This is a genomic window from Sinomicrobium oceani (assembly GCF_900119185.1).
In the GTDB taxonomy this organism is placed as follows: domain Bacteria; phylum Bacteroidota; class Bacteroidia; order Flavobacteriales; family Flavobacteriaceae; genus Sinomicrobium; species Sinomicrobium oceani.
Map to the genome: position 1 here is coordinate 104,228 of NZ_FPJE01000013.1, position 22,202 is coordinate 126,429.

The 22,202-nt window shown below is 46.0% G+C and carries 15 protein-coding genes; 9 read left to right on the forward strand and 6 right to left on the reverse strand.

What is annotated here, in order from left to right; translation table 11 throughout:
* Positions 1–41: 41 nt before the first annotated feature.
* Positions 42–317: a hypothetical protein gene (locus BT112_RS12815; RefSeq protein WP_072317783.1), complete on the forward strand. Its 276-nt coding sequence runs from the start codon at positions 42–44 to the stop codon at positions 315–317.
* A 118-nt stretch (positions 318–435) separates the two neighbouring features.
* Positions 436–3,120 carry an alpha-L-rhamnosidase gene (locus BT112_RS12820; RefSeq protein WP_083564916.1) on the forward strand — a complete coding sequence of 895 codons (2,685 nt, stop codon included), beginning with the start codon at positions 436–438 and terminating at the stop codon, positions 3,118–3,120.
* A 24-nt stretch (positions 3,121–3,144) separates the two neighbouring features.
* Here the strand turns inward: BT112_RS12820 and BT112_RS12825 are convergent, their stop codons facing one another.
* From BT112_RS12825 to BT112_RS12845, 5 genes are all read right to left on the reverse strand, one after another.
* Positions 3,145–3,516: a DMT family protein gene (locus BT112_RS12825; protein ID WP_072317784.1), complete on the reverse strand. Its 372-nt coding sequence runs from the start codon at positions 3,514–3,516 to the stop codon at positions 3,145–3,147.
* A gap of 285 nt (positions 3,517–3,801) precedes the next feature.
* A complete protein-coding gene (locus BT112_RS12830) occupies positions 3,802–4,938 on the reverse strand; it encodes an efflux RND transporter periplasmic adaptor subunit (RefSeq protein ID WP_072317844.1) in 1,137 nt (378 codons plus the stop codon).
* A gap of 75 nt (positions 4,939–5,013) precedes the next feature.
* On the reverse strand, positions 5,014–9,393 hold the full coding sequence (locus tag BT112_RS12835; protein WP_072317785.1) for a CusA/CzcA family heavy metal efflux RND transporter: 4,380 nt from the start codon (positions 9,391–9,393) through the stop codon (positions 5,014–5,016).
* An 89-nt stretch (positions 9,394–9,482) separates the two neighbouring features.
* Positions 9,483–9,884: a hypothetical protein gene (locus tag BT112_RS12840; RefSeq protein WP_083564917.1), complete on the reverse strand. Its 402-nt coding sequence runs from the start codon at positions 9,882–9,884 to the stop codon at positions 9,483–9,485.
* A 196-nt stretch (positions 9,885–10,080) separates the two neighbouring features.
* Positions 10,081–12,102 (reverse strand): DUF3857 domain-containing protein, encoded by a 2,022-nt coding sequence (locus BT112_RS12845; RefSeq protein ID WP_083564918.1) that lies wholly within the window; start codon positions 12,100–12,102, stop codon positions 10,081–10,083.
* Positions 12,103–12,463: 361 nt separating this feature from the next.
* On the opposite strand from BT112_RS12845, the gene BT112_RS12850 reads away from it, so the two are divergent.
* The 5 genes from BT112_RS12850 (at position 12,464) to BT112_RS12870 (ending at position 16,402) form a co-directional block, all read left to right on the forward strand.
* On the forward strand, positions 12,464–13,396 hold the full coding sequence (locus BT112_RS12850) for a helix-turn-helix domain-containing protein (protein ID WP_072317786.1): 933 nt from the start codon (positions 12,464–12,466) through the stop codon (positions 13,394–13,396).
* 98 nt (positions 13,397–13,494) lie between these two features.
* On the forward strand, positions 13,495–14,256 hold the full coding sequence (locus BT112_RS12855) for an SDR family NAD(P)-dependent oxidoreductase (RefSeq protein ID WP_072317787.1): 762 nt from the start codon (positions 13,495–13,497) through the stop codon (positions 14,254–14,256).
* 192 nt (positions 14,257–14,448) lie between these two features.
* A complete protein-coding gene (locus tag BT112_RS12860) occupies positions 14,449–14,796 on the forward strand; it encodes a YciI family protein (protein WP_072317788.1) in 348 nt (115 codons plus the stop codon).
* Positions 14,786–16,012: a DUF6596 domain-containing protein gene (locus BT112_RS12865; protein ID WP_072317789.1), complete on the forward strand. Its 1,227-nt coding sequence runs from the start codon at positions 14,786–14,788 to the stop codon at positions 16,010–16,012. Before BT112_RS12860 ends, BT112_RS12865 begins: the two co-directional genes overlap by 11 nt.
* 45 nt (positions 16,013–16,057) lie before the next feature.
* A complete protein-coding gene (locus BT112_RS12870) occupies positions 16,058–16,402 on the forward strand; it encodes a cupin domain-containing protein (protein ID WP_072317790.1) in 345 nt (114 codons plus the stop codon).
* Between the two features lie 47 nt (positions 16,403–16,449).
* Here BT112_RS12870 and BT112_RS12875 read toward each other — a convergent pair whose 3' ends face one another.
* On the reverse strand, positions 16,450–17,016 hold the full coding sequence (locus BT112_RS12875) for an RNA polymerase sigma-70 factor (RefSeq protein WP_072317791.1): 567 nt from the start codon (positions 17,014–17,016) through the stop codon (positions 16,450–16,452).
* A gap of 219 nt (positions 17,017–17,235) precedes the next feature.
* Between BT112_RS12875 and BT112_RS12880 the strand changes: the two genes are divergently transcribed.
* Positions 17,236–18,378, forward strand: a complete 1,143-nt coding sequence (locus BT112_RS12880; protein ID WP_072317792.1) for a FecR family protein — start codon at positions 17,236–17,238, stop codon at positions 18,376–18,378.
* 176 nt (positions 18,379–18,554) lie between these two features.
* The gene (locus BT112_RS12885) at positions 18,555–22,193 is read left to right on the forward strand and encodes a SusC/RagA family TonB-linked outer membrane protein (RefSeq protein ID WP_083564919.1); all 3,639 of its coding nucleotides are present in this window, start codon (positions 18,555–18,557) and stop codon (positions 22,191–22,193) included.
* Positions 22,194–22,202 lie beyond the last annotated feature (9 nt).

Consider the following 22,202-nt stretch of genomic DNA (forward strand, 5'->3'; position numbering starts at 1 on the left):
TTTCTCCCCCGGGAGTTCTATTTTTACCCGAAAATCAGCGTATGATTATCTTCAGAGGATGGGGTATATTAGCCCTTCTTATTCCTGTTTTTTCCATAATCGCAGGCCTGCTTCTTTTTAGCAATGACGGTAATGCCTCCCGGAAACTTCTGATGGGCAGTATTATTTTTTCGGGGATATTGACCCTGATCTCCGGGATACTGCTGAAGCAAAAAACGAACAGGAAGCACGACCTCTATTACATCCCGCTGAATATATGGGGGATCATCTGGCTTGTGCTGGGCGTTGTCGGAATGATATATACCTACATGGCATAAACCTCGCCTGTGCTATAGAAAAAGATCTTCCGTCTTTACCATATTCCGCCCCCGTGTTTTTGTGTATATTTACAGGGTGTGCCTCCGGGCAGTATATAACACTGTTAAACCCGATCTCATGAATCTCCGTAGGAATATCCTCTTTTTTCTTTTTGTACCGGTATTACTGTCCTGTAACCATAAGGAGCCTGCCCGCCCGGTGAACCTTCGTACCGAACATCTCAGTACTCCCCTGGGTATAGACAATCCGAACCCGCGTTTTACCTGGCAAATAGCACAGGGAGCGCGTTCCGTATTACAGGAATCCTATACTATTTATGTAGGTACAGACTCGGCCGATGTAGCCCGGCGTAAGGGAAATTACTGGAAAACCTCAAGTCGGGACGGGGTATGCCATACGGTGTATGACGGCAAGCCCCTGCAACCTTTTACCAAATATTACTGGGGAGTGGAAATCACCGATAATCACGGTGTCCCCGGAGTGTTATCCGTGTCCGGTTTTGAAACGGGAATGATGGACACTTCCGGCTGGAAAGGACAGTGGATCACGGATACCACGGATATTTCGCTCAAACCGGCTCCTTATTTCCGCAAAGCATACAGGCTGCCCAAAAAAGTAAAAAAAGCACGCGCCTATATCGCAGCCGGAGGGCTTTATGAATTGTACATCAACGGCCAAAAAACAGGTGATCACCTGCTCGACCCGGTCTATACCAGGTTCGACAAGAGAAACCTATATGTCACTTACGATGTTACGTCCTCGTTCCGGGATGAAGATATAGTCATCGGTGTCTTACTCGGAAACGGATGGTACAATCACCAGTCTACTGCCGTATGGGATTTTGACAAGGCCGGTTGGCGGGCCAGACCGAGGTTTTGCCTGAATATCCGTCTGACCTATGAGGACGGCAGTACGGAGACCCTCACTACCGATACTTCCTGGAAAACATCACTCAGCCCTGTAGTATTTAATAGTATTTATACCGCAGAACACTACGATGCCCGTAAAGAACAACCCGGCTGGGACCGCCCCGGATTTGACGATGCTTCTTGGGATGCGGCCATAGCCGTAGCCGCGCCGTCAGACAAGATCACGGCACAGGCTCTTCCCCCGGTAAGAAATATTTTGGAAATAACCCCGGTACGTATGGATAAGCGGGACGATAAAACCTATATTTTCGACCTGGGCCGGAATATTTCAGGGATTACCAGGGTCAGGGTACGGGGAGAGAAAGGCACACGGGTATGGGTAACCCATGCGGAGCAACTGGACAGCACGGGCCATATCGACCTGTCCAATATCGATGTCCACTACAGGCCCAAAGATACTCTCGACCCTTTTCAGACCGATATCTATACACTCCGTGGTAACGGAGAGGAGGTTTTTACGCCGCGTTTCAATTACAAAGGCTTTCAATATGTAGCGGTAAAGAGCGACCATCCCATAGTACTGGAACCGGGCAGCCTTACAGGTATTTTTATGCATACCGATGTGGCCCCCGCAGGAGAGATCAGAACTTCCGATACCCTCGTTCGCAAAATATGGGAAGCCACCAATGCCTCTTACCTCTCCAATCTCTTCGGTTATCCTACCGATTGTCCGCAACGCGAAAAAAACGGCTGGACCGGTGATGCCCATATCAATATACAGACCGGCCTTTATAACTTCGATGCCATAACCGTCTATGAAAAGTGGATGGCAGATCATCGCGATGAACAACAACCCGACGGGGTGCTCCCCGCTATCATCCCCACCTGGGGCGGATGGGGTTACGACTGGGGTAACGGCCCCGACTGGACCAGTACCATAGCTATTATCCCCTGGGAACTCTATCGTTTTTACGGTGATGACCATATCTTGCGCGACATGTACGAACCGATAAAAAAATACGTAGACCATATCACTGCGATCAGCGATAAGAACGGCCTGACAGACTGGGGACTCGGAGACTGGGTGCCTGTAAAATCCGTAACCCCCAAAGAACTGACTTCCTCGATCTACTACTACATCGATGCGCACATTCTTGCCATGGCGGCCAAACATTTTAAAAACGATAGAGACCACCAGAAATATTCTGCGCTCGCCGAGCGTATTAAAAATGCGATTAACGACAAATATCTCGACCCCGAAACGGGTATCTACGGAAGTGGTTATCAGACCGAACTCAGTGCCCCGCTGTACTGGGGTGTCGTACCCGATGCACTACGGCAGAAGGTAGCAGACAGGCTGGCGGAAGCGGTGCACCGGGCTGACGATCATATCGATGTGGGGCTGCTCGGAACCCGTACCATACTCGGAGCCCTCAGCCAGAACGGTTATGCCGATCTGGCCTTTACGGTAGCCACACAGGAGACATTCCCTTCCTGGGGATGGTGGATAAGAAACGGGGCTACTACCCTCTATGAAAACTGGGATATCCACGCGGCTTCGGACCTTTCCCGGAACCATATCATGTTCGGGGCCATCAGCGGCTGGTTTTATACCGGACTGGGTGGGATTTTCCCGGATGAGGAAGAACCGGGGTTCCGGAATATCATACTGTCACCCCATTTCGTAAAAGACCTTCCGGACTTCGAAGCCCGGCATGAAAGTCCTTACGGAACCATTATTTCCTCGTGGAAAAGAGAAGGAAATACGATACGATATACCTGTAGTATTCCTAATGGAAGTACGGCCCGGGTAACACTGAACGGCCGAAAGGTAACCCTTGACGGAAACAGGATCGCCCCCGATCCAAATTCGGAGTCGTCATGCTCTATGTCCCTAAGGCCCGGTACGTATACGTTCGTTATAAAAGAATAGCGAAGATACCGAGGCAACGGGCTTTTATTTTTTGAAGATAAAATATACGGCCAGTACCAGGAAAACGCCACCTATAAAATGGTTCCAGCGCAGGGTTTCGCCTTTAAACGCAATGACGGAAAAAACGGCAAAAACCACCAGCGTAATAACTTCCTGCATTACCTTGAGTTGCCATAAGCTGTATGGCCCGCCGTTTTCGGAAAATCCCATCTTATTGGCCGGTACCTGGAAACAATACTCAAAAAAGGCCAGGCCCCAGCTGATAACGATTATACTGAACATCCCCAGTTTGGAAAACCACTTCCACTCCGAAAACTTCAGATGTCCGTACCAGGCTATGATCATAAAGATATTGGAGACAATAAGCAGAAGTGCAGGTAAAAGATATCTCTTCATTTTTAAAAATTTATTCGAAAGTACATTTTAGTTTTATATCACGTTACGCTTTTTTTCAACCGCATAAAAAAAATCAGGAAGATCAGCCTTATTTACAGCTCCTGTAAAGTATGCGCTCCGGATTCCTACCCGGTGCTAATGAAAAAGAGGCTGTCTAAAAAGTCAAGGCAGCCTCATTTTTATTCGGGTAGGTATCCGAGAAAAATCTCAAATACGCAAATCTCAGGGGGTTGAAAAAACTTTTTAGACGCCCTCGCTGTGTAAACCTTTTTTTGACGGCCTGTTTTATTCTTCTTCGCTGTTCATCGCTTTCATCAGCAATGTATACGCATTTTTTACCACGAGCTTCGAAGTGAGTGATAACCGTTCCGAACGGATCTCCCGCAGACCGTTATGTTCTATACCGGTTTCTACAGGGATCATTTCATACTGGTCGTTACCCTTTGACTCAAAGACATAACTTTTTCCCTGCCAGTTAACCACTCCCTCCACGGATAACACCATGGCTTTCTTATTATCGATACTGATCTCGGCATTCAGGAATAGTCCCGGAAGCAAGGCATCATCATAGTTCTCGGGTTTACAGATCACCTCGGCTGCCCGGTCGTTGTCCAGACTCTGATTGAGGTACAGGACCTTAGCCGCATATTTCTTATCGGGACTACTGTTGGAGAACACTTCGACTTGCTGTCCGGCTTTTATAAACGGTACATCTTTTTCGAAAGCATTAAGCGAAAAAACGACATCCTTCATATCGATCACTTCAAACAGCATTTCCGTGGAAGACACATATTTCCCTACATTGACATTGACCTTGGACACCAGTCCCGTCACCGGAGACCGTATCGGCAGGGAACTAATGATCCCACCGGCGGTCAGCCTTCCGGGGTTTATACCGAGCAGTTCGAGTTTTCGCCCCAGTGAGGCCATGGATATCCTTTGTGTTTCCCGTTCTGTACTTACCTGCTCAAAAAGCTTGTCACTACTCGCCTTCTTGGCATTGAGTTCTTTCTGTCTTGTATATGCTTTATCGGCCAGGTAAAACTGCTCTTTTGCGGTCAGGTAATCCTGTTGTAACTGGATATACTGCATGTCCTCTATAACCGCAAGTACGTGCCCTTTTTGCACCTGCATTCCTGACATGACATTCGTTTTTCTGATGTAGCCTCCGAGTGGTACGGTAACATTCACCTTACTCTGGGGAGGGACAACCACCGTACCGTGCAGGTCTACAATGCCACTGACCTCCTTCTCTTCGGGAGTATCAACCTCTATACCGGCATTTCCGGCCTGCTCCGGGGTGAGTTCCAATATTCCCTCGGCAACAGGTGAGCGTTCGGGTGCTTTCGCTGTCTTGTTCTTTTCACTGCACGAGACCATAACCGATATGGCCACTGCTAAAATTGCTATGTATTTTTTCATCTGTTCCATTTTTTTACCTGCAGAAAAATCTGCGAAAAATTGAGGTCTCTCCAAAGACTTTATACGTATGCGCAATTACAAATTATTCCAGGTTAATACGGCAATTACAGCCTTGTTATAATTATTTACGGTATCCAGGTACTCGTTCTTTATGGTAATTGCCTGGTTTACCACAAGTACCCAGCGCAGGTAATCGATATCGCCGTTCTCGAGCTGACTGTTAGCTGCATCTATAATAGTCTGGGCGTTGGCAAGCCCTTCGCTTTCGTAATAATCAAGGCTTTCTTCATATTTCTGTAATTCTTTGTAGGCATTGGATACTTGTGCGGAAATCTCGGCTTCCGTAGCACGGGCACTGGCTGCATAGTGTTCCCATTCGGCCCGTGCCGCTTTGTTTTTGGCCGTCTGGCTCCCAAAGAAAAGCGGAATACTCAGACCGGCAGTAACATAGCCGAAACGGTCACTGCTGTTAAAGAAGACTTCTTCACCGGCTTTATTGGTCTGTGCCCCCATAATACTGATATTGTTATACCCTAAGGTAATATCCGGAAGCATACGTGCCCTTTCCGTCTTCCAGTTCCATTTTGCCGCTTCTGCCCTGCTCTGCGATAACCGTACTGCCGGGAGGTTCGCTGCATCGTGTTGTTCCGGCAGACTGCCTGTATCTATCTTTAAAGCTGCAGATGCCGGAATGTGCTCTACACTGTCCTGCAATACGGTATTAAAAGATTTACGGGTTATTTCAATATCCCGGGCCACCATATTGAGCTGGTTGGTATAATACTGGCGTGCAGATCGCGAAGCACTTTTTTCGATGATATTGGTTTCTCCGACCTCAAACCGAAGCTCCGACTTGTCCTCCATCAGGTGATAAATACTATCGGCATAATGCAACAGTCGGCGCTTCTCTTCGAGCCATAACAATTCGTAAAATAATGTACGTACATCGGCCCTGACCTGCTGATCGGTAAGTCTGGCCTGGGCCCTGGCTACTTCGTATTCGCCCTGCAACGCCTTTTTCTTTCGGGTATACACCGTCGGAAAGCTGAAGGTCTGGCTTACACCGAAACGGGTATCGTTGTAGACACTGTTGAATTTACCGTAGTCCATATCTATTTCGGTTTTCGCAATATCAAAAGCGGATTTGCCGAGCATAGCCCTGGAAGTCTCGTAATAGGTCGCTGCCTTTACACGATGGTTATTCTTCATAGCTACTTCTATAGATTGCGACAGGGACAATACAGGTGCTTCCTGGGCATATAAACTCCCCGAACCGGAAAGCAGACCGATGAGCAGTACAGCAAACCCTTTTCCTTTTTGCTTCTTCATTTTCATGAACTTACCGGTATGATATGTCATCAGATAGATTGCCGGCAATACGAAAAGTGTCAGCAGCGTAGCTGTAATAAGTCCGCCTATGACCACCGTAGCCAGGGGACGTTGTACTTCGGCCCCTGCCCCGTTACTGAGCGCCATGGGCAAAAACCCGAGTGAAGCCACCGCAGCGGTCATCAATACCGGGCGCAGTCTGTTTCGCGTACCCTGCATGATGATGTCCATCGGTGAGGTGACCTCTCCCTTTTTACGGATACGGTTGAATTCGGAAATCAGAACGATCCCGTTGAGTACCGCAACCCCGAAGAGCGCGATAAACCCTACCCCTGCGGATATACTAAAAGGCATACCCCGCGAGGCCAGAGCAAATACCCCGCCTATGGCAGACAACGGAATGGCCGTGAAAATGATAATTCCTTCCTTGAGCGATTTAAAGGCAAAGTACAACAGGATAAAGATGAGCAATAAGGCTACCGGAACAGCTATGGAAAGCCTGCTCTTGGCCTGTTGCAGGTTTTCGAATGCTCCGCCGTAAGTGATGTAATATCCGGGATCGAGTTTCATCTGTTCTTTTACTTTTTGTTCGAGTTCGTTCACTATACTCTGCACATCCCTTCCGCGGACATTAAAACCGACAATAATACGACGTTTGGCATTTTCCCGCTGTATCTGGTTCGGCCCTTCCACTTCTTCTACGGATGCTACCTGATAAAGCGGAATATGTGCCCCGGTGGGTGTAGAGATCAGCAACCGGCGGACATCATCTATACTCTTACGCCTTTTGTTCTCTACCCGAACCACAAGGTCAAACCGCTTTTCGCCTTCGTAGATATTACCGGCCACGGCTCCTGCAAAAGCAGCGTTCACCGTCTGGTTTATATCCTGTACATACAAACCGTACTTCGCCATTTCAGCCCAGTTGTAGTCGATGATGATCTGTGGCATCCCGGTCACTTTTTCCACATACAGATCGGCTGTACCGCCTACCGTCCGGCTGATATTTCCGAGTTGTTCTGCATATTCGGCAAGTTTGTCCAGGTCTTCTCCATAGATCTTACACACCACGTCCTGCTTAGCCCCGGTCATCAACTCATTAAACCGCATCTGCACCGGGAACTGGAAGCCCGTAGTTACCCCCGGAGCTACTTCCTGTACCGTCTTTGACATCTTTTCTGCCAGTTCCGGGAAAGAAGAGGCACTGGTCCATTCGGACTTATCCTTTAACACGATGATCATATCCCCACCCTCTATCGGCATCGGATCGGTCGGGATTTCGGCACTCCCGATCCGGGAAACGACCTGCTCGACCTCCGGATATTTTTTGCGGAGTTCTGCCGAAATTTTCTGTATAGTCTCGGTAGTAGTTGTGAGGTTTGTTCCGAGAAGCAAACGGGTCTCCACGGCAAAATCCCCTTCTTCCAGCTGCGGAATAAACTCGCCTCCCATGTTGCTGAATATAAAAACGGCAATTGCAAATAAAGCCAGGGCAACGACCAAAACCGCTTTCCGTACTTTTAATGCTCTTTTCAGCCACTTTTCATAGAAAGACTCCAATACGGCCATAGCCTTATCTGAAAAGTTAGGTTTATAACTTATTTTTTTACTGATAAACAGGGAACTGACCATGGGTATATATGTCAGCGACAGGATAAAGGCCCCTAAAATTGCAAAGGCCACCGTTTGCGCCATAGGCTTGAACATTTTCCCTTCGATACCCTGCAGCGAAAGAATAGGCAGATACACGATAAGAATGATAATCTGCCCGAACACCGCAGCATTCATCATACGCGAAGCCGAACCGGATACATCCTTGTCCATCTCCTCCTGAGCGATCACTGTAGCCCCCTTATACTTTTTGGAGGTATGCAAATGGTGAAGAATAGCTTCGACTATAATCACGGCACCATCAACGATAAGACCGAAATCCAGGGCCCCGAGACTCATCAGGTTTCCGCTGACACCGAAAAAATTCATCATAATTATGGCAAAGAGCATGGAAAGCGGGATCACGGAAGCCACGATAAACCCAGCCCTGAGGTTCCCGAGAAACAGCACCAGGACCAACACTACGATAAGTGCGCCTTCGATAAGGTTTTTTTCCACGGTTCCGATAGCGTTATCCACCATCTTGGTACGATCCAGAAATGGAATAATACGCAGGCCTTCCGGGAGAATCTCCTGAATTTCGGCTACCCGTTGTTTTACATGATCCACAACATCATTGGCATTCTCTCCTTTGAGCATCATCACGATCCCCCCGACAGCCTCTCCTGTATCGTCTGTGGTCAGCGCGCCGTAGCGTATAGCTGAAGAGATGTTTACATCGGCAACATTCTTTATGAGTATGGGTGTCCCGGACTGCGTATTACGGATTACGATATTACCGATGTCTTCGAGGCTCTGTGCCAGCCCGATACTTCGGATATACAATACCGTAGGCCCTTTTTCTATGTAAGCTCCCCCGGTGTTCTGGTTACTTCTGTTAAGTGCGGTAAAAACATCGCTTATGGTAAGCTCATGAGCTTCGAGCCGAGCCGGGTTTACCGCTACTTCATATTGTTTAAGCTTTCCTCCGAAAGTAGAAACATCCGCCACCCCGGCAGTACCGAGTAATTGTCTCCGTACCATCCAATCCTGGATCGTCCGTAACTCTGTCAGCGAGTACTTATTTTCAAAACCGGGTTCCGGTTTGAGCACATACTGATATATTTCTCCGAGACCGGTAGTTACCGGGGTCATTTCGGGAGTATTCGCATTTTCATCGATCTCGACTTTTTGCAGGCGTTCCGCTACCTGTTGCCTGGCCCAGTACACATCTGCTTTCTCATTGAAAACAATGGTCACTACAGACAAACCAAAGCGCGAAATACTACGGCTTTCCTGGAGCTCCGGAATATTGCTCATAGCCTGCTCTATGGGAAAAGTAATCAGCCGCTCTACATCTTCTCCTCCCAGAGAAGGGGCTGTCGTGATGATCTGTACCTGGTTGTTCGTTATATCCGGTACGGCATCGATAGGCAGTTGGGTTACTTCATACACCCCGTAGATGATCCACAATAGTGTAAATATCCCGACAGCCAGTTTATTCTTTACAGAAAACTGAATTATTTTATCAAGCATAATTTCTTAAGATTGGATACATAAGAGAATATGGTTCCGGCATATCGTATTATCCCGAACCATTTTCAAAAAAATAAACCGATATGAAATTATGCCATAGGAGGCTTGATGAGATCTCCCAAATGGGGATTGGACTGAAGTATTTTTTTGTAATTGATCTTTCCTACGGAAAAGAAGGATATCAGTGTAAAAGGACTGCTATAAGCACGAACAGACACATAGACGTGATGCCCTGACCCATGATCCATTTTTTTAAAAGGAAGCTGCATATCGCGGTCGTCATCGTCGTCATCGATATCCTGACCCCAGTAGTGCATGGTGAGAAAGTCGAAAAAGTCCAGTTTGTCATGCGCACCTTCCTGATGTTCCGCATAATGCTGGAGAAGCACGGGAATTTTGGTCAACTGGTGAAAAAAACAACAGTTGGCATGCATTAACAACACGAGTATGTATATGGAAAGGCTTCTCACTCCGGCAAAAATAATGGCCAACGGTTTATAAACAAAATTAAATAAGCCAACTTTACGTTATTTTTCCAAATTGAAAAAAAAGGGATTGAAAATAAGAAAGATATAAAATATCCAGGCCCGTTTACACCATACTTTATTTCTCAGAATACATTAAAAAAGGGAAAAGACATGATTTCTTTTCCCTGATATGTACATCGATCCCGACACGATCTTTCGGTTATCTAAAATTCTTTTTCAAATTGAATTTCAGCAAATTGATCAGACCGGGTTCGATAATGTCGATCCCAAGTCCGAAATTGCTGTCTGCCACAACCTGGTGAGCATACCTGAAATCTTCGAAATCTTCGAACGGGATTTCCTGGTTTACTACAGGATCATAGGTGATAAAAACACTTGCCCCGTTCTTTTCGATCTTTTTTCGGCTTTCATAGGTAAAGAACTTATTGTTTATAGTACTTTCCTGTATAGTGTACCGCTCCTTCATATCTATCTTCTGGTCGGTATAAAGATGTATTTCATAACGTTCGCTATCAAAATTATGCCAGAAGGTCATATCCTTATGAATAAAATCACGAGCCGTATTTTTGAGTACGCTCCTGTCAAAATACATCAGGAAACGGTTTCCCTTGGCATCGGTATAATACGGATTGTCTATCGTGGCCGAATACTGTACCGTAAGTTCGTTCAGGTCTTTATCGTCTTTGATGATCCCGATAGCGGCATCCCGGAAAATCACCCTCGGATCGGTATTATTCCTGTCGTTGTTGTAATTGAGGTTGTGAAACATAATATTGTTCCAACTATCTATAATTTCCCGCTTATTGGTATTCTTAAAATATCGCCTCATGTTATTGGCCCGGTTATACCGGAAGACGGTGGTAAGCTGTAACGTTCCTATGTCCTTTTCCACACGAAACTCCACGTTTTCGTCGATGCAGTATTTCGGGAACCTGAAGGGTTCCCGCGATTGTAACTCCTGCCCCGGTTTTATTTCGAGATAGTGTAAAAAGTTTATGAAATTGCGGTTTTCGATAAAGCCGGAATCATCTCTTGTCGTCGCATCCACAAAATAGGCCTTTCCTTTATAATCGACCTTGACCACTACGTGATTAAACGACAATAAAGACGGCAGATAGTATTTGAAATAAAAATCGGTATTATAATTCACCAATACTACCGAAGAGGCTATTCCGAGGTGATCCAGGATTACTTTTAGCAAAACGGTCTTTGCTTTGCAGTCTCCCTGTTTGTTGGTGTAGGTTACCGAAGGCCATTGTGGCTTGTGCCCGTTCATTTCATGTGCATTGTAGACATAGTATATATGATTCTGCACAAAATCGAGGGCATATTTGAGTTTTTCATCCGCATCTCCGATAGCTGCGAGTTGTTGTACCAGTTCGGGAGCAAATTGATCGAGAGATTCGCGCCGATAGGCCTCTTCATAAAACGGGGCTATATAATCGGAAAGGTCTTTCCAGTTGCGCTCTGTTGCAAAATCTATAAACGGTGAGATCTCCCTTGCCGTGTCGGTATCGTTGATATACTCCTGCTGGCGGAATTCAAACGTCTCTCCGCTTTTCAGGTATCCGGTTTCGGGCTCCTGTACATGGCCTTCCTTATTCCGGAAAAATGCCTTTTTATAGGCTATCGTTTTATCTCTATTATTGATAAAGCTAAAATTGTATTCTCCGTAGGCCCAGTAGCTGTGGGAGCCCACCCAAACATATTTGAAGAATTCCTTACGCATAAAATCGCGGTCGGTAAACACCTTTTCCCGGGAATCTTCCAGGATCAGTACATCATACAGCCGCAGGTCGCGGATCGATACGTTGATCTTCTTCGTACTGTTGAGTATTCCGCCACCACTCCGGTTTTCATCGTCGAGCACCTTGATACCGGTATCCGGGATCTTGTCGATAAGCTGCCCGTCGCGTAAAACACTGATACGGTGTATCCGGTAACGCTCATTTTCTTCCAGTACCATATCGTAAGCCGAAGCATACTCCAGGTTCGCAGGTTCGTTGAGCGTATAGGCCATACAGACGTAATCTGATTCCCTCTCATTTTCGGTATAGAAGATCTTATTCAGAAAATAGCAGTAGTCACGTCCTTCTTCGGCTTGTTTTCCGGAAAAAGCAGATTCCTTTATTTTGGATTTCAATTGTTCGTCATCCATTTGCTCTATCCAGCTTCCGGGCTTCCCGAAGGCGAATTTCTCATCGTTCCGTATAGGTTCCATAAATTGTACAGACAAGTTTAATTATAAAAAGGTCGTTTCGGAAAACCAGATCTTACCGGACTAAATTCCTTAAAAAAACATTAGCGGTATTCCGGGCGGGCCTGACCTCGACAAAAATAGTAAACTTCATCCTACGGGGACCTCTTACTTTCTTTACAAAACGTTAAAACATGGCAATTATACCGGAAATCAGGGATGAAATACAGCAAGTCATTACCGGTACATTTCCTTTCTTTTTGTGGTAACAACAAATCGCCGGCAGTAAAACCATAAAAGATCTTTGTCCCCTGTATACCACTCCGTCTTTTGGCTATGCATCGCTAAACAAATAATATTGTATATTTGATTTATACAAAAAAATATGAAAGAAAAACACACCTCACTGGACGAGTTTTACAAACAGGCTGAAGCCTTTACCGGAAAACCCCTGGAAAGCCTGCTACCCAACGGTATACAGCAGGATGTGGGGCATTTTAATATTTTTGATATCGCCGAGACCATACGTTCTGTAAAACGCAGACATACCATGCCTTACAACCGAAGAGCCTACTACAAGATAAGCCTGATCCGGGGAAAAAACCGGGCGGAATATGCAGACAAAGTAATCCACGTCCGCCGGAATGCTCTGTTGTTCGGGTCTCCCAAAATACCGTATCACTGGGTACCTGAGGACGATGAGCAACAAGGAGCCTTCTGTATTTTTACCGAAGCGTTTATGGTAAAAAACAAGACAGGAATTATCCTGGACGAACTCCCCATTTTCCGGTCGGGCGGCTACCCGGTTTTTGAGATTACGGAGCAACAGACCGGGGAAATCGGACAGATTTTTGAGAAGATCAAAGGAGAAATGATCTCGGATTACGAATACAAATACGACCTGCTTCGCAATTACGTCATGGAACTCATCCATTACGGACAGAAACTTCAGCCTGCAGCTACTTTGTATTCGGGTAAGAATGCTTCGGCACGTATTCTTTCACTGTTTGTTGAGTTACTGGAGCGCCAGTTTCCTATAGAGTCGACAGGACAGCGATTAAAACTGCGGACTGCCAAGGATTATGCAGACCGCCTGGCCATCCACGTCAATCACCTCAATAAGGCCCTGAAAGAAAATACGGGGCAAACCACCTCGGGGATCATACGAAGCCGGATCGTACAGGAAGCCAAAATACTCCTCAGACAAACCGAATGGAACATCTCGGAAATCGCTTACAGTCTCGGGTTTGAAGAAGTCGCTCATTTTTCCAATTTCTTCAAAAAACAAACCGGCGTATCCCCCTTGCAGTTCCGGTAAGGTCTTTTTATTTGATTTTTGCAAATATCAGATCGATCCTGACAACACCGCTCCCTGCCAAATGTATGAACTTTGTTCTATCAAAATTAAAAACAGATATGAACACTCAAAAGATTGCCCTGATTACAGGAGGCAGCCGTGGACTGGGAAAAGACATGGCGCTCCGTCTCGCCCAAAACGGTGTAGATATTATCCTCACCTATAACAGTAACCGTGAAAAAGCAGAAGAGGTCGCCGACGAAATACGTAAGCTCGGACAAAAAGCCGCTATCTTTCCTCTGAATACGGCCGATACCGGCACGTTTAACAAATTCTTTGGCCAGGTGTCCGATCACCTCGAAAAAGAAACGGGCCGTCCCAATTTTGACTTCCTGATCAACAATGCCGGTACGGCACTGTACGCACCCTTCTCCGAAACCACGGAAGAGCAACTGGACGATATGATCAATATTCATTTCAAAGGCGTTTTTCTTCTCACTCAAAAAGCATTACCGTTTTTAAATGACGGCGGAAGAGTTATTAATATTTCATCGGGGCTCGCGCGCTTTTCACTTAACGGTTCGTCGGCCTATGCCTCCATGAAAGGCGCTATAGAGGTTTTGACGAGATATCTCGCCAAAGAACTCGGACCGCGAAAAATAACGGCCAATGTCGTGGCTCCCGGTGCTATCGAAACAGATTTCGGAGGCGGACATGTCAGGGATAACAAAGAAGTAAACGACAATGTGGCCGGAGCTACTGCTCTCGGACGGGTAGGTCTCCCGGAAGACATCGGGGGTGTCGTAGCATTTTTATGCTCCCCGGAAGCACGGTGGATCAATGCACAACGCATCGAAATATCGGGAGGAATGTATATTTAAAATTACGTGTACGGCAACATTTATAAGCCTGAGTAAGCCCGGTCCCGCACCGGGCTTTTTTCGTGGATGCGCTCGCGGGACCTCCAGGAGTTTTTTTTAACCGGAAACTATATTATTTTTTATTTTTTTTCCCGAAATTGTCCAATTCCGGGAGGTGTTATTGTCTTTAGGGTATAACAAATCTATACAACAATGAAAAAATTTCTTTTGTTATTACACGAAAATGCAGGGACCCTGCAGCACTTATCTCCGGCGGAGATGGAAGCACTGGCCAAAGCACATTACGAATGGGCAGCGAAGCTCGAAGAAGGCGGGCACTTTATTTCGGGAGACGGACTCGAAGAGGGCGGGGTACGGATCACCGGGAAGAAACCGGTAGTACAGGACGGCCCCTATATGGAAAGTAAGGAAATCGTAGGGGGGTATTACCTCTTACAGGCCCGTGACCTTGACACTGTAATCCGGATTGCAAAGGAGTGCCCGACCCACCTTTGGGGCGGCACTACCGAAATAAGACCGATCATGGAATATGAGCTCTGATCCTCACCCGGCAATAGCTACTGATTACCGCATGCTTTACGGAAAATTGTATGCCGCTTTTCTGCAACAGTTCGGGTCGGCATATTCGGCCTGTATCGAGGATGCCATACAGCATGCGTTTTACAGGAGTATTAAAACCTGGGGGACAGAAAATATTCCGGAAAACCGGGAAAACTGGCTCTATATCGTAGCCCGGAACGACCTCCTTAATCAGATGCGGCATCAGGGCAGGTTTGTAAAAAACACTACCGTTATAGCAGAAACTGTGCACGAAGATCTCCCGGCGGGGGATCTTCGCCTGCAGACACTACTGTTCCTGGCAGGCCGGCGGAATATTAATACAAAAGCAAAAGTACTGTTTGTACTGAAAAACATTTTCGGTCTCAGTGTCAGCGAAATAGCGCAAAATACGCTACACGCTTCCGAAGCTGTTTACAAGAGTATCAACAGGAGCAGAAAGCTACTGTACAACAGTTCGGGCCCGGGCGAAGTACAGGAAGCAGCAAACCGTGCTTCCGACCGGGAAATAGCCCTGGTAGAAGAGATCCTCTACGGGGTATTCAATATAGGTTTCGATTCTTTCCGTGAAAAATCAGAAATGATTATTAATCCCGACCTGTGTGCGGAAGCTCTGGCCCTGGCAGGGATATTACACCGGAAATACCGGAGAACCCCGACATCCAACCTCATCGCACTTTTTTGCTTTCATATTTCCAGGATTCCGGCAAAGACCGGAAACCATCGTTTTGTCCCGTTTTTTCAGCAGGACAGAACACAATGGGACCGGGACTTTATGGCTATGGGTTTCCGCTATCTTAAAAAGCCGGACGAATTACAACAGTACTATATCGAAGCCCTGATTGCCGGGAAGTATATGACGACATCGTCGTATGGCAAAGATTTCTGGCAGGAGATCATCCGGCTGTACAATATGCTGCTTCAATGTACCGATTCTCCCATAGTACGGCTCAATGTATCGTATTGTTACTACCGTGCCGGAAACGATGCGGAGGCTATACGCCTCCTGAACCTCGTTGCCGGCGTTCTGCCCGAAAACCATACGTACCTCACGCTCGTCCGGGCCGCCATTTATAAAAATAAAGACCCCGAATATGCGAAAAGCCATCTACGGGAGATCAGGGAAAAAACACGACAAAAAGTACGCCGGGAGCACCTCTCCGATTTCCCGGGTTTTGATACCTTTGATACCATCTGAGCTCACCGCAATTAAGGATATACACGCTAATATATTTTAAGACTTATGAAAATAACCCTTGACAATGCCATACATTACACCTGGGGCGACGGTTGTGACGGATGGTTCCTGTTGAAGTCTCCGGGCCTCACGGTCATACAGGAAAAAATGCCTCCCGGTACCGAGGAGAAATTGCATTATCACAACAAAACCCAGCAATTGTTCTATATTCTCAGTGGTATGGCCACCATAATCATCGACGATAACGAATATCGGGTTGCACCCGGGGAAGGTTTTCATATCCCACCCGGAAAAAAACACCGTATCCGAAACCGGGAAGAGAGCGATCTTCATTTTATCGTCATTTCCGAACCGGAATCGCACGGAGACAGAATAAATGCGGAAGACTGATAAATTATCCGCAGCACATATAACGTGATGATCCCCGAAAAGGTCTGCTACAGCCTTTTATTCAGAATCAGGGCCATGACAAGGGGGTAATCTTTCAGGCGTTCCCTGAGTTTTATAAGCGCTATCCGCATCTGCGATTCTACTGTTTTTACCGATATATTCAACTGTCGGGCGACTTCTTTATAGGTGAGCCCTTCTTTTTTGTTCAACAGGAAGATACGGCGGCATTTCGCAGGAAGCTCATCAATGGCTTTTTCCAGGACCTCCAGTTGTTGGATCAGGTCGGCCTCGCTTAACTGTGTCACCTCTTCAAGCGCTTCTTCCCGGAGTTGCTCTGCATAGTTGAGCGTTTTTTTATGTTGCCAGTAACGGTCTACAAATAGATTATAGGCTGTACTGTACAGGTAACTTTTCAGGGATGTTTTTATCTGAAGCTCTCCCCTTTTTTCCCACAACTTTACAAAACTGTTTTGTGCAATATCCTCGGCCTCACTCCTGTCTCCCGTGTATTGCATGATATAAGCTACCAGCGGAATATAAAACGTATTAAAGATTTCCGTAAATCCTTTACTGTCGCCATATTCCAAAAAAGATGCTGATGCTTTTTTATCCATATATCCTGAAACTGCTTTGCACTGTCATAACCGGGTGATATTCCGGGCGCACATTATTTGATCCTGATAAAAATATCAAAAATAAACTGAGAGGGGGTAGTTTGTGAAATATTTCACCATTCCACTTTCGCAAAGATTAAAAAAAAATAAAAATTTTTTAAGGGTTTATTATGTTTTTCCGGTCTAACCTTAAAATAGTCTTTTGAATTGACATAATTTATGGAAGATATCATAATCAAATATTTAAATCATACCATTGCAGACCGTGAATTGGAAAGTCTTGAGGAATGGCTGTCCCGGGACAAAAAAAATGAGTTGTATTTCAAGGCATTCATCAAAGACCACTACCTCATAGATACCTGGTCCGGTGAACTCCCGGATGCCACATTACCGGAGACCATTCGCAATAAGGCAGGGAAAAAGAAAAAGAGACCTAAAGTCATTTCCCTGATAAAACCGATGCTGAAATATGCAGCCATCGTGGTTGCGGGACTTGGTGTATACTATATGCTGTTTATAAAGCAGCAGGAGGGAAAGCTGGATTACAGCCCCGATCTCGTTACGCTAAAACTCAGTGACGGTACGGTCAGGGAGCTCCGTAACAATGACCACGCCGAAATCACGGACAAGCAGGGGCACACGATAATCAATCAGCAGGAAGACCGCCTGGATTACCTGCATGAAAAGTCCGATGCCGGAGACCCGCTCGTTTACAACGAACTTACGGTACCCCGCGGGAGACGTTTTAACGTACTGTTGTCGGACAGTACGGAAGTTTTTCTCAATTCCGGATCAACCTTGCGCTTCCCGGTTTCCTTTCGGGGTGAAAAACAACGACAGGTGTACCTGAAAGGGGAAGGCTTCTTTGCCGTATCCAAAAACCCGGACAAACCTTTTTTCGTTCGTACGAAAAACATCGTAGTCCAGGTACTCGGCACGAGATTTAATGTTAAAGCTTATGACGAAGAAAACGTAACGAAAACATCCCTCCAGGAAGGATCGGTGCTGGTAAACCCTGTGAACACCCCGGAAAAACCGGTGATTATCGTCCCCGGCGAAGCTGCATCTTATCATAGCAGTGATAAGAGAGTCACCGTTGAAAATATCAGTATAGAAAATGATATCGCATGGACCAACAACCGACTCGTATTTATCAGCGAGCCTTTTTCGGAAGTCATCAAAAAAATAGAACGCAGTTACGGAGTACGGATCGTCAACGAAAATAAAAACTTAGAGAACGTACGCTTTTACGGTGATTTTAATGTCGATAAAGAAAGTGTCGAAGATGTTCTCAAAGCATTTACGACCATAAAAATCTTTGAGTATACGCTAAAAGGCGACCTGGTAACCATTAAAAAATAGCCTCCCTCCTTATGCAACCGTCTCTATCCGAACAACCTTATCATTTAAAAACAGTTGCCTATGATATAAACCGATACTAACGAAAAAAGGGAAAATGCGCCAACATTTCCCCTTGTACACTTCATTAATGATTTACTTATTCCACACGAAACCATTAAAAAAAGCTTATCAAAGTTATGAAAATAAAACATTTAAAAGTGAAGCTATCACTCTTTTTCATCTTGTTTTCTATCTTCCATATTACGGCCTATTCGGGATACGGGCAGAAGAAAATAGACCTCGACCTGGAAAATGTTCCGGTCAAAGAGGCCCTGGAGGAAGTAAAAAAGCAAACAGGCTACAGCTTCTTCTACCGGGAAGATATACTCGATCCGGAACAACAGGTGTCCCTGCATGTAAAACAGGTTGTGCTCAATGAGGCCCTTTTCCTGATACTCCGGGGAATGCCGATCTCCTTTACGATCCGGGACGAAAGGGTTTTTCTCATGGAAAAAGAAAACGGGAATTCTGTATTCTCCGGCACTCCGGCACCGTTATCGCAATTTCAGGTATCGGGAGTCGTAACGGATACCGAGGGCGTCCCCTTACCCGGTGTCACCGTTATCGTGGAAGGTACCGCAAACGGTGTTACTACCGATTTTGACGGGAATTATACCATAAGCGCCAAAGAAGGGGATATATTGATCTTCCGCTACCTCGGCATGCGTTCTCAAAAAGTCACCGTATCGAAAGATACGATAGACGTAGCATTAGAGCAGGACATTTCCGAACTTCAGGGTGTGGTCGTTACCGGTTATCAGGATATCGACAAAAAAGTATTTACCGGGGCATCGCAGACCATCAAGGCCGAAGAGATGAAAATTGACGGTATTGTCGATGTAGGCCGTATGCTCGAAGGGCGTGCCGCCGGGGTGAACGTACAAAACGTCACAGGAACATTCGGAGCCGCACCGAAAATTACCATACGCGGAGGGTCGTCTATCTTCGGAGATACCAAACCGCTCTGGGTCGTGGACGGGGCCGTACAGGAGGAGATCGTCAACCTGTCTTTTGATCAGTTGGTTTCGGGGGATGCGACCACATTGGTAAGTTCTGCTATTGCCGGACTCAACGCCAATGACATCGAATCTATCGAAATCCTAAAAGACGCTTCTGCCCTTTCGCTGTACGGGGCACGTGCGCTCAACGGTGCCGTGATTATTACCACGAAAAGCGGTAAACGAAATGCAAAAAGTACCGTGTCTTATCAGGCAGAATTTACCATACGGAGCATCCCGGTATACAGCGATTACAATTTGCTGAACTCCCAGCAAACGATGGGTGTGTATCAGGAAATGGAAAGAAAAGGTTTTCTCAACCTTTCTTCCTCTACACAGGGAAGGTACGGAGGTGTTTACAATATTATGTACAGGGCCATAAATAATCCCGATCCGGTAACCGGTGAATTTAATGTGGTCAATACCCCGGAAAGCAGGAACCAGTTTCTCCGACAGTATGAAATGGCTAACACCGATTGGTTTAAGACGCTGTTCCGATCGACGCCTACGCAAAACCATACGCTCAGTTTTTCGGGAGGGGGAGAAACATCTTCGCAATACGCTTCTATAGGATACTTTACCGACCCCGGATGGAGCATTGCAGACCGCATCCGAAGGATTACCGGAAACCTCAGAAACACCTATCATTTTTCCGATGTCATAACTGCCGGAGTTTTGGTACAGGGATCGATACGGGATCAAAAGGCTCCGGGTACGTACAACCGTCAAACCAATACGGTGGATGGCGAATACACCAGAGATTTTGATATCAATCCGTTTAGTTATGCATTGAATACCTCGAGAACCCTGAGACCCCGGGACAATAACGGCAACCTGGAATATTACCGGTTCAACTGGGCCCCTTTTAATGTACTCAACGAAATGCAGAACAATGCTATAGATCTCAAGGTGCTGGATTTAAAGCTACAGGGACAACTGGAAATCAAGTTCAATAAAGACCTGAAATATAACTTCCTCGGCTCGGTACGCTACGTAAAAAGCACCAAGGAACATAATATTTCCGAAAATTCCAATGTAGCAGCAGCCTACAGGGCCAACGAAACCAAGGTGGTGGCAGACCAGAATATATTTCTTTACAGGGACCCCGACAATCCCCTGGCCCTTCCCCAGGTAGCGCTACCCAACGGTGGTATCTATAATCTTGCCGAAGACAACCTGCAAAGCTTTTATTTCAGAAATGCTCTTGATTACTCGAAAACGCTAAATAACAAACACGATATCAAGCTATATCTCGGACAGGAATACCGCTACACGGACAGGGGCAATAACTTCTTCACCGGGTTCGGTTATCAATACAGTCGGGGGGGAATCCCATTTACCGATTACAGGATATTGCAAAAAAACCTGCTGGAATCTAATGACTATTTCGGAAAAACGGAAACCAGGGAAAGAGGTGTTGCCTTTTTTGCACAAGGCACCTATGCCTTTGATAATCGATATATCATCAGTGCCACCGGGAACTATGAAGGATCCAATCAACTGGGAAAATCCTCCAATAGTTCCAGATGGTTACCCACATGGAATATCAGTGGTAAATGGAATGTGAGCAATGAAGATTTTTTAAATGACAACCGCATCATTTCCAATTTGTCTGTCCGGGCTGGGTACGGCTTAGTCGCCGGATTGGGAACTGCCAGTAATGCCCTGGCCATATTCAGGAACGGCATAAGCAACAGGTTTAATCCGAATGACCGGGAAAACATTATCCTCCTGGACCAATTGGAAAACAGCGAACTCACCTGGGAAAAACTACATGAAGCCAATATAGGTATCGATCTCGGACTATTCAATAACCGCATTTCGCTAAGTACCGATATCTATCAGAAAAAATCGTATGACCTTATCGATTTCGTCAAAACCTCCGGGATTGGCGGAGAGTATATCAAGCTCGCCAATAATGCGGATATGACGACCAAAGGGATAGAGGTCGTCTTGTCTGCCAGGAATATCGTAACACAGGATTTTTCCTGGAATTCCACATTGAATTTTGCCTGGTTTGATCAGAAGATCACCAAAATACAAAGTCAGCCCAACACATTTAACCTGGTACGGGATGTTGGAGGAAATGTTGTAGGATATCAACGGAACTCCATTTTTTCTTTCGATTTTGCCGGTCTTAACGACGAGGGGATCCCCACTTATAATTTTGCAGACGACCGCAATTCCGTAACAGGTATCGATTTTCAGGAAATAGAAGGTATTATGGATTACCTGAAATATGAAGGTCCTGTAGAGCCTAATATGACAGGGGGACTCTCCAACATTTTCAGATACAAAAACTGGGAACTGAGCACGCTTATCACCATGCAGGCCGGAAATAAAATAAGGCTCACTCCCGTATTCAGCGATTCCTATACGGACCTCAGTGTATTCCCCGAAGAATTTAAAAACAGATGGCTTATACCGGGAGATGAAAATACAACCAATGTTCCGGTTATTGCTTCGAACCGGACCATCAACAATTACGAAAGCAGGGCCTTGTCCCGGGCCTATAATGCTTACAACTATTCTACGGAAAGGATCGTGGACGGCTCTTTTGTACGAATGAAAAATATAGCATTGACCTATAATTTTCCGAAAACATTGACCGAACAGCTCGGAATGCGATCTTTTCTGTTACGGATCCAGGCCACAAATCCCTTCCTGATCTATTCCGATGCTGCCCTTAACGGCCAGGATCCCGAATTTTTCCGGTCAGGAGGGGTAGCTTATCCCATAACCCGGCAATATACTTTAACATTAAATGTAGGTTTCTAAACAAAAAAT

Excerpts from the sequence above, each read along its gene's own strand:
- BT112_RS12845 (WP_083564918.1), bottom strand. The coding sequence starts at position 12,102 with ATGGAACCTATACGGAACGATGAGAAATTCGCCTTCGGGAAGCCCGGA.
- BT112_RS12860 (WP_072317788.1), top strand. The coding sequence starts at position 14,449 with ATGAAAAAATTTCTTTTGTTATTACACGAAAATGCAGGGACCCTGCAG.
- BT112_RS12885 (WP_083564919.1), top strand. The coding sequence starts at position 18,555 with ATGAAAATAAAACATTTAAAAGTGAAGCTATCACTCTTTTTCATCTTG.
- BT112_RS12825 (WP_072317784.1), bottom strand. The coding sequence starts at position 3,516 with ATGAAGAGATATCTTTTACCTGCACTTCTGCTTATTGTCTCCAATATC.
- BT112_RS12820 (WP_083564916.1), top strand. The coding sequence starts at position 436 with ATGAATCTCCGTAGGAATATCCTCTTTTTTCTTTTTGTACCGGTATTA.
- BT112_RS12880 (WP_072317792.1), top strand. The coding sequence starts at position 17,236 with ATGGAAGATATCATAATCAAATATTTAAATCATACCATTGCAGACCGT.
- BT112_RS12835 (WP_072317785.1), bottom strand. The coding sequence starts at position 9,393 with ATGCTTGATAAAATAATTCAGTTTTCTGTAAAGAATAAACTGGCTGTC.
- BT112_RS12850 (WP_072317786.1), top strand. The coding sequence starts at position 12,464 with ATGAAAGAAAAACACACCTCACTGGACGAGTTTTACAAACAGGCTGAA.
- BT112_RS12815 (WP_072317783.1), top strand. The coding sequence starts at position 42 with ATGATTATCTTCAGAGGATGGGGTATATTAGCCCTTCTTATTCCTGTT.
- BT112_RS12875 (WP_072317791.1), bottom strand. The coding sequence starts at position 17,016 with ATGGATAAAAAAGCATCAGCATCTTTTTTGGAATATGGCGACAGTAAA.
- BT112_RS12830 (WP_072317844.1), bottom strand. The coding sequence starts at position 4,938 with ATGAAAAAATACATAGCAATTTTAGCAGTGGCCATATCGGTTATGGTC.
- BT112_RS12870 (WP_072317790.1), top strand. The coding sequence starts at position 16,058 with ATGAAAATAACCCTTGACAATGCCATACATTACACCTGGGGCGACGGT.
- BT112_RS12855 (WP_072317787.1), top strand. The coding sequence starts at position 13,495 with ATGAACACTCAAAAGATTGCCCTGATTACAGGAGGCAGCCGTGGACTG.
- BT112_RS12865 (WP_072317789.1), top strand. The coding sequence starts at position 14,786 with ATGAGCTCTGATCCTCACCCGGCAATAGCTACTGATTACCGCATGCTT.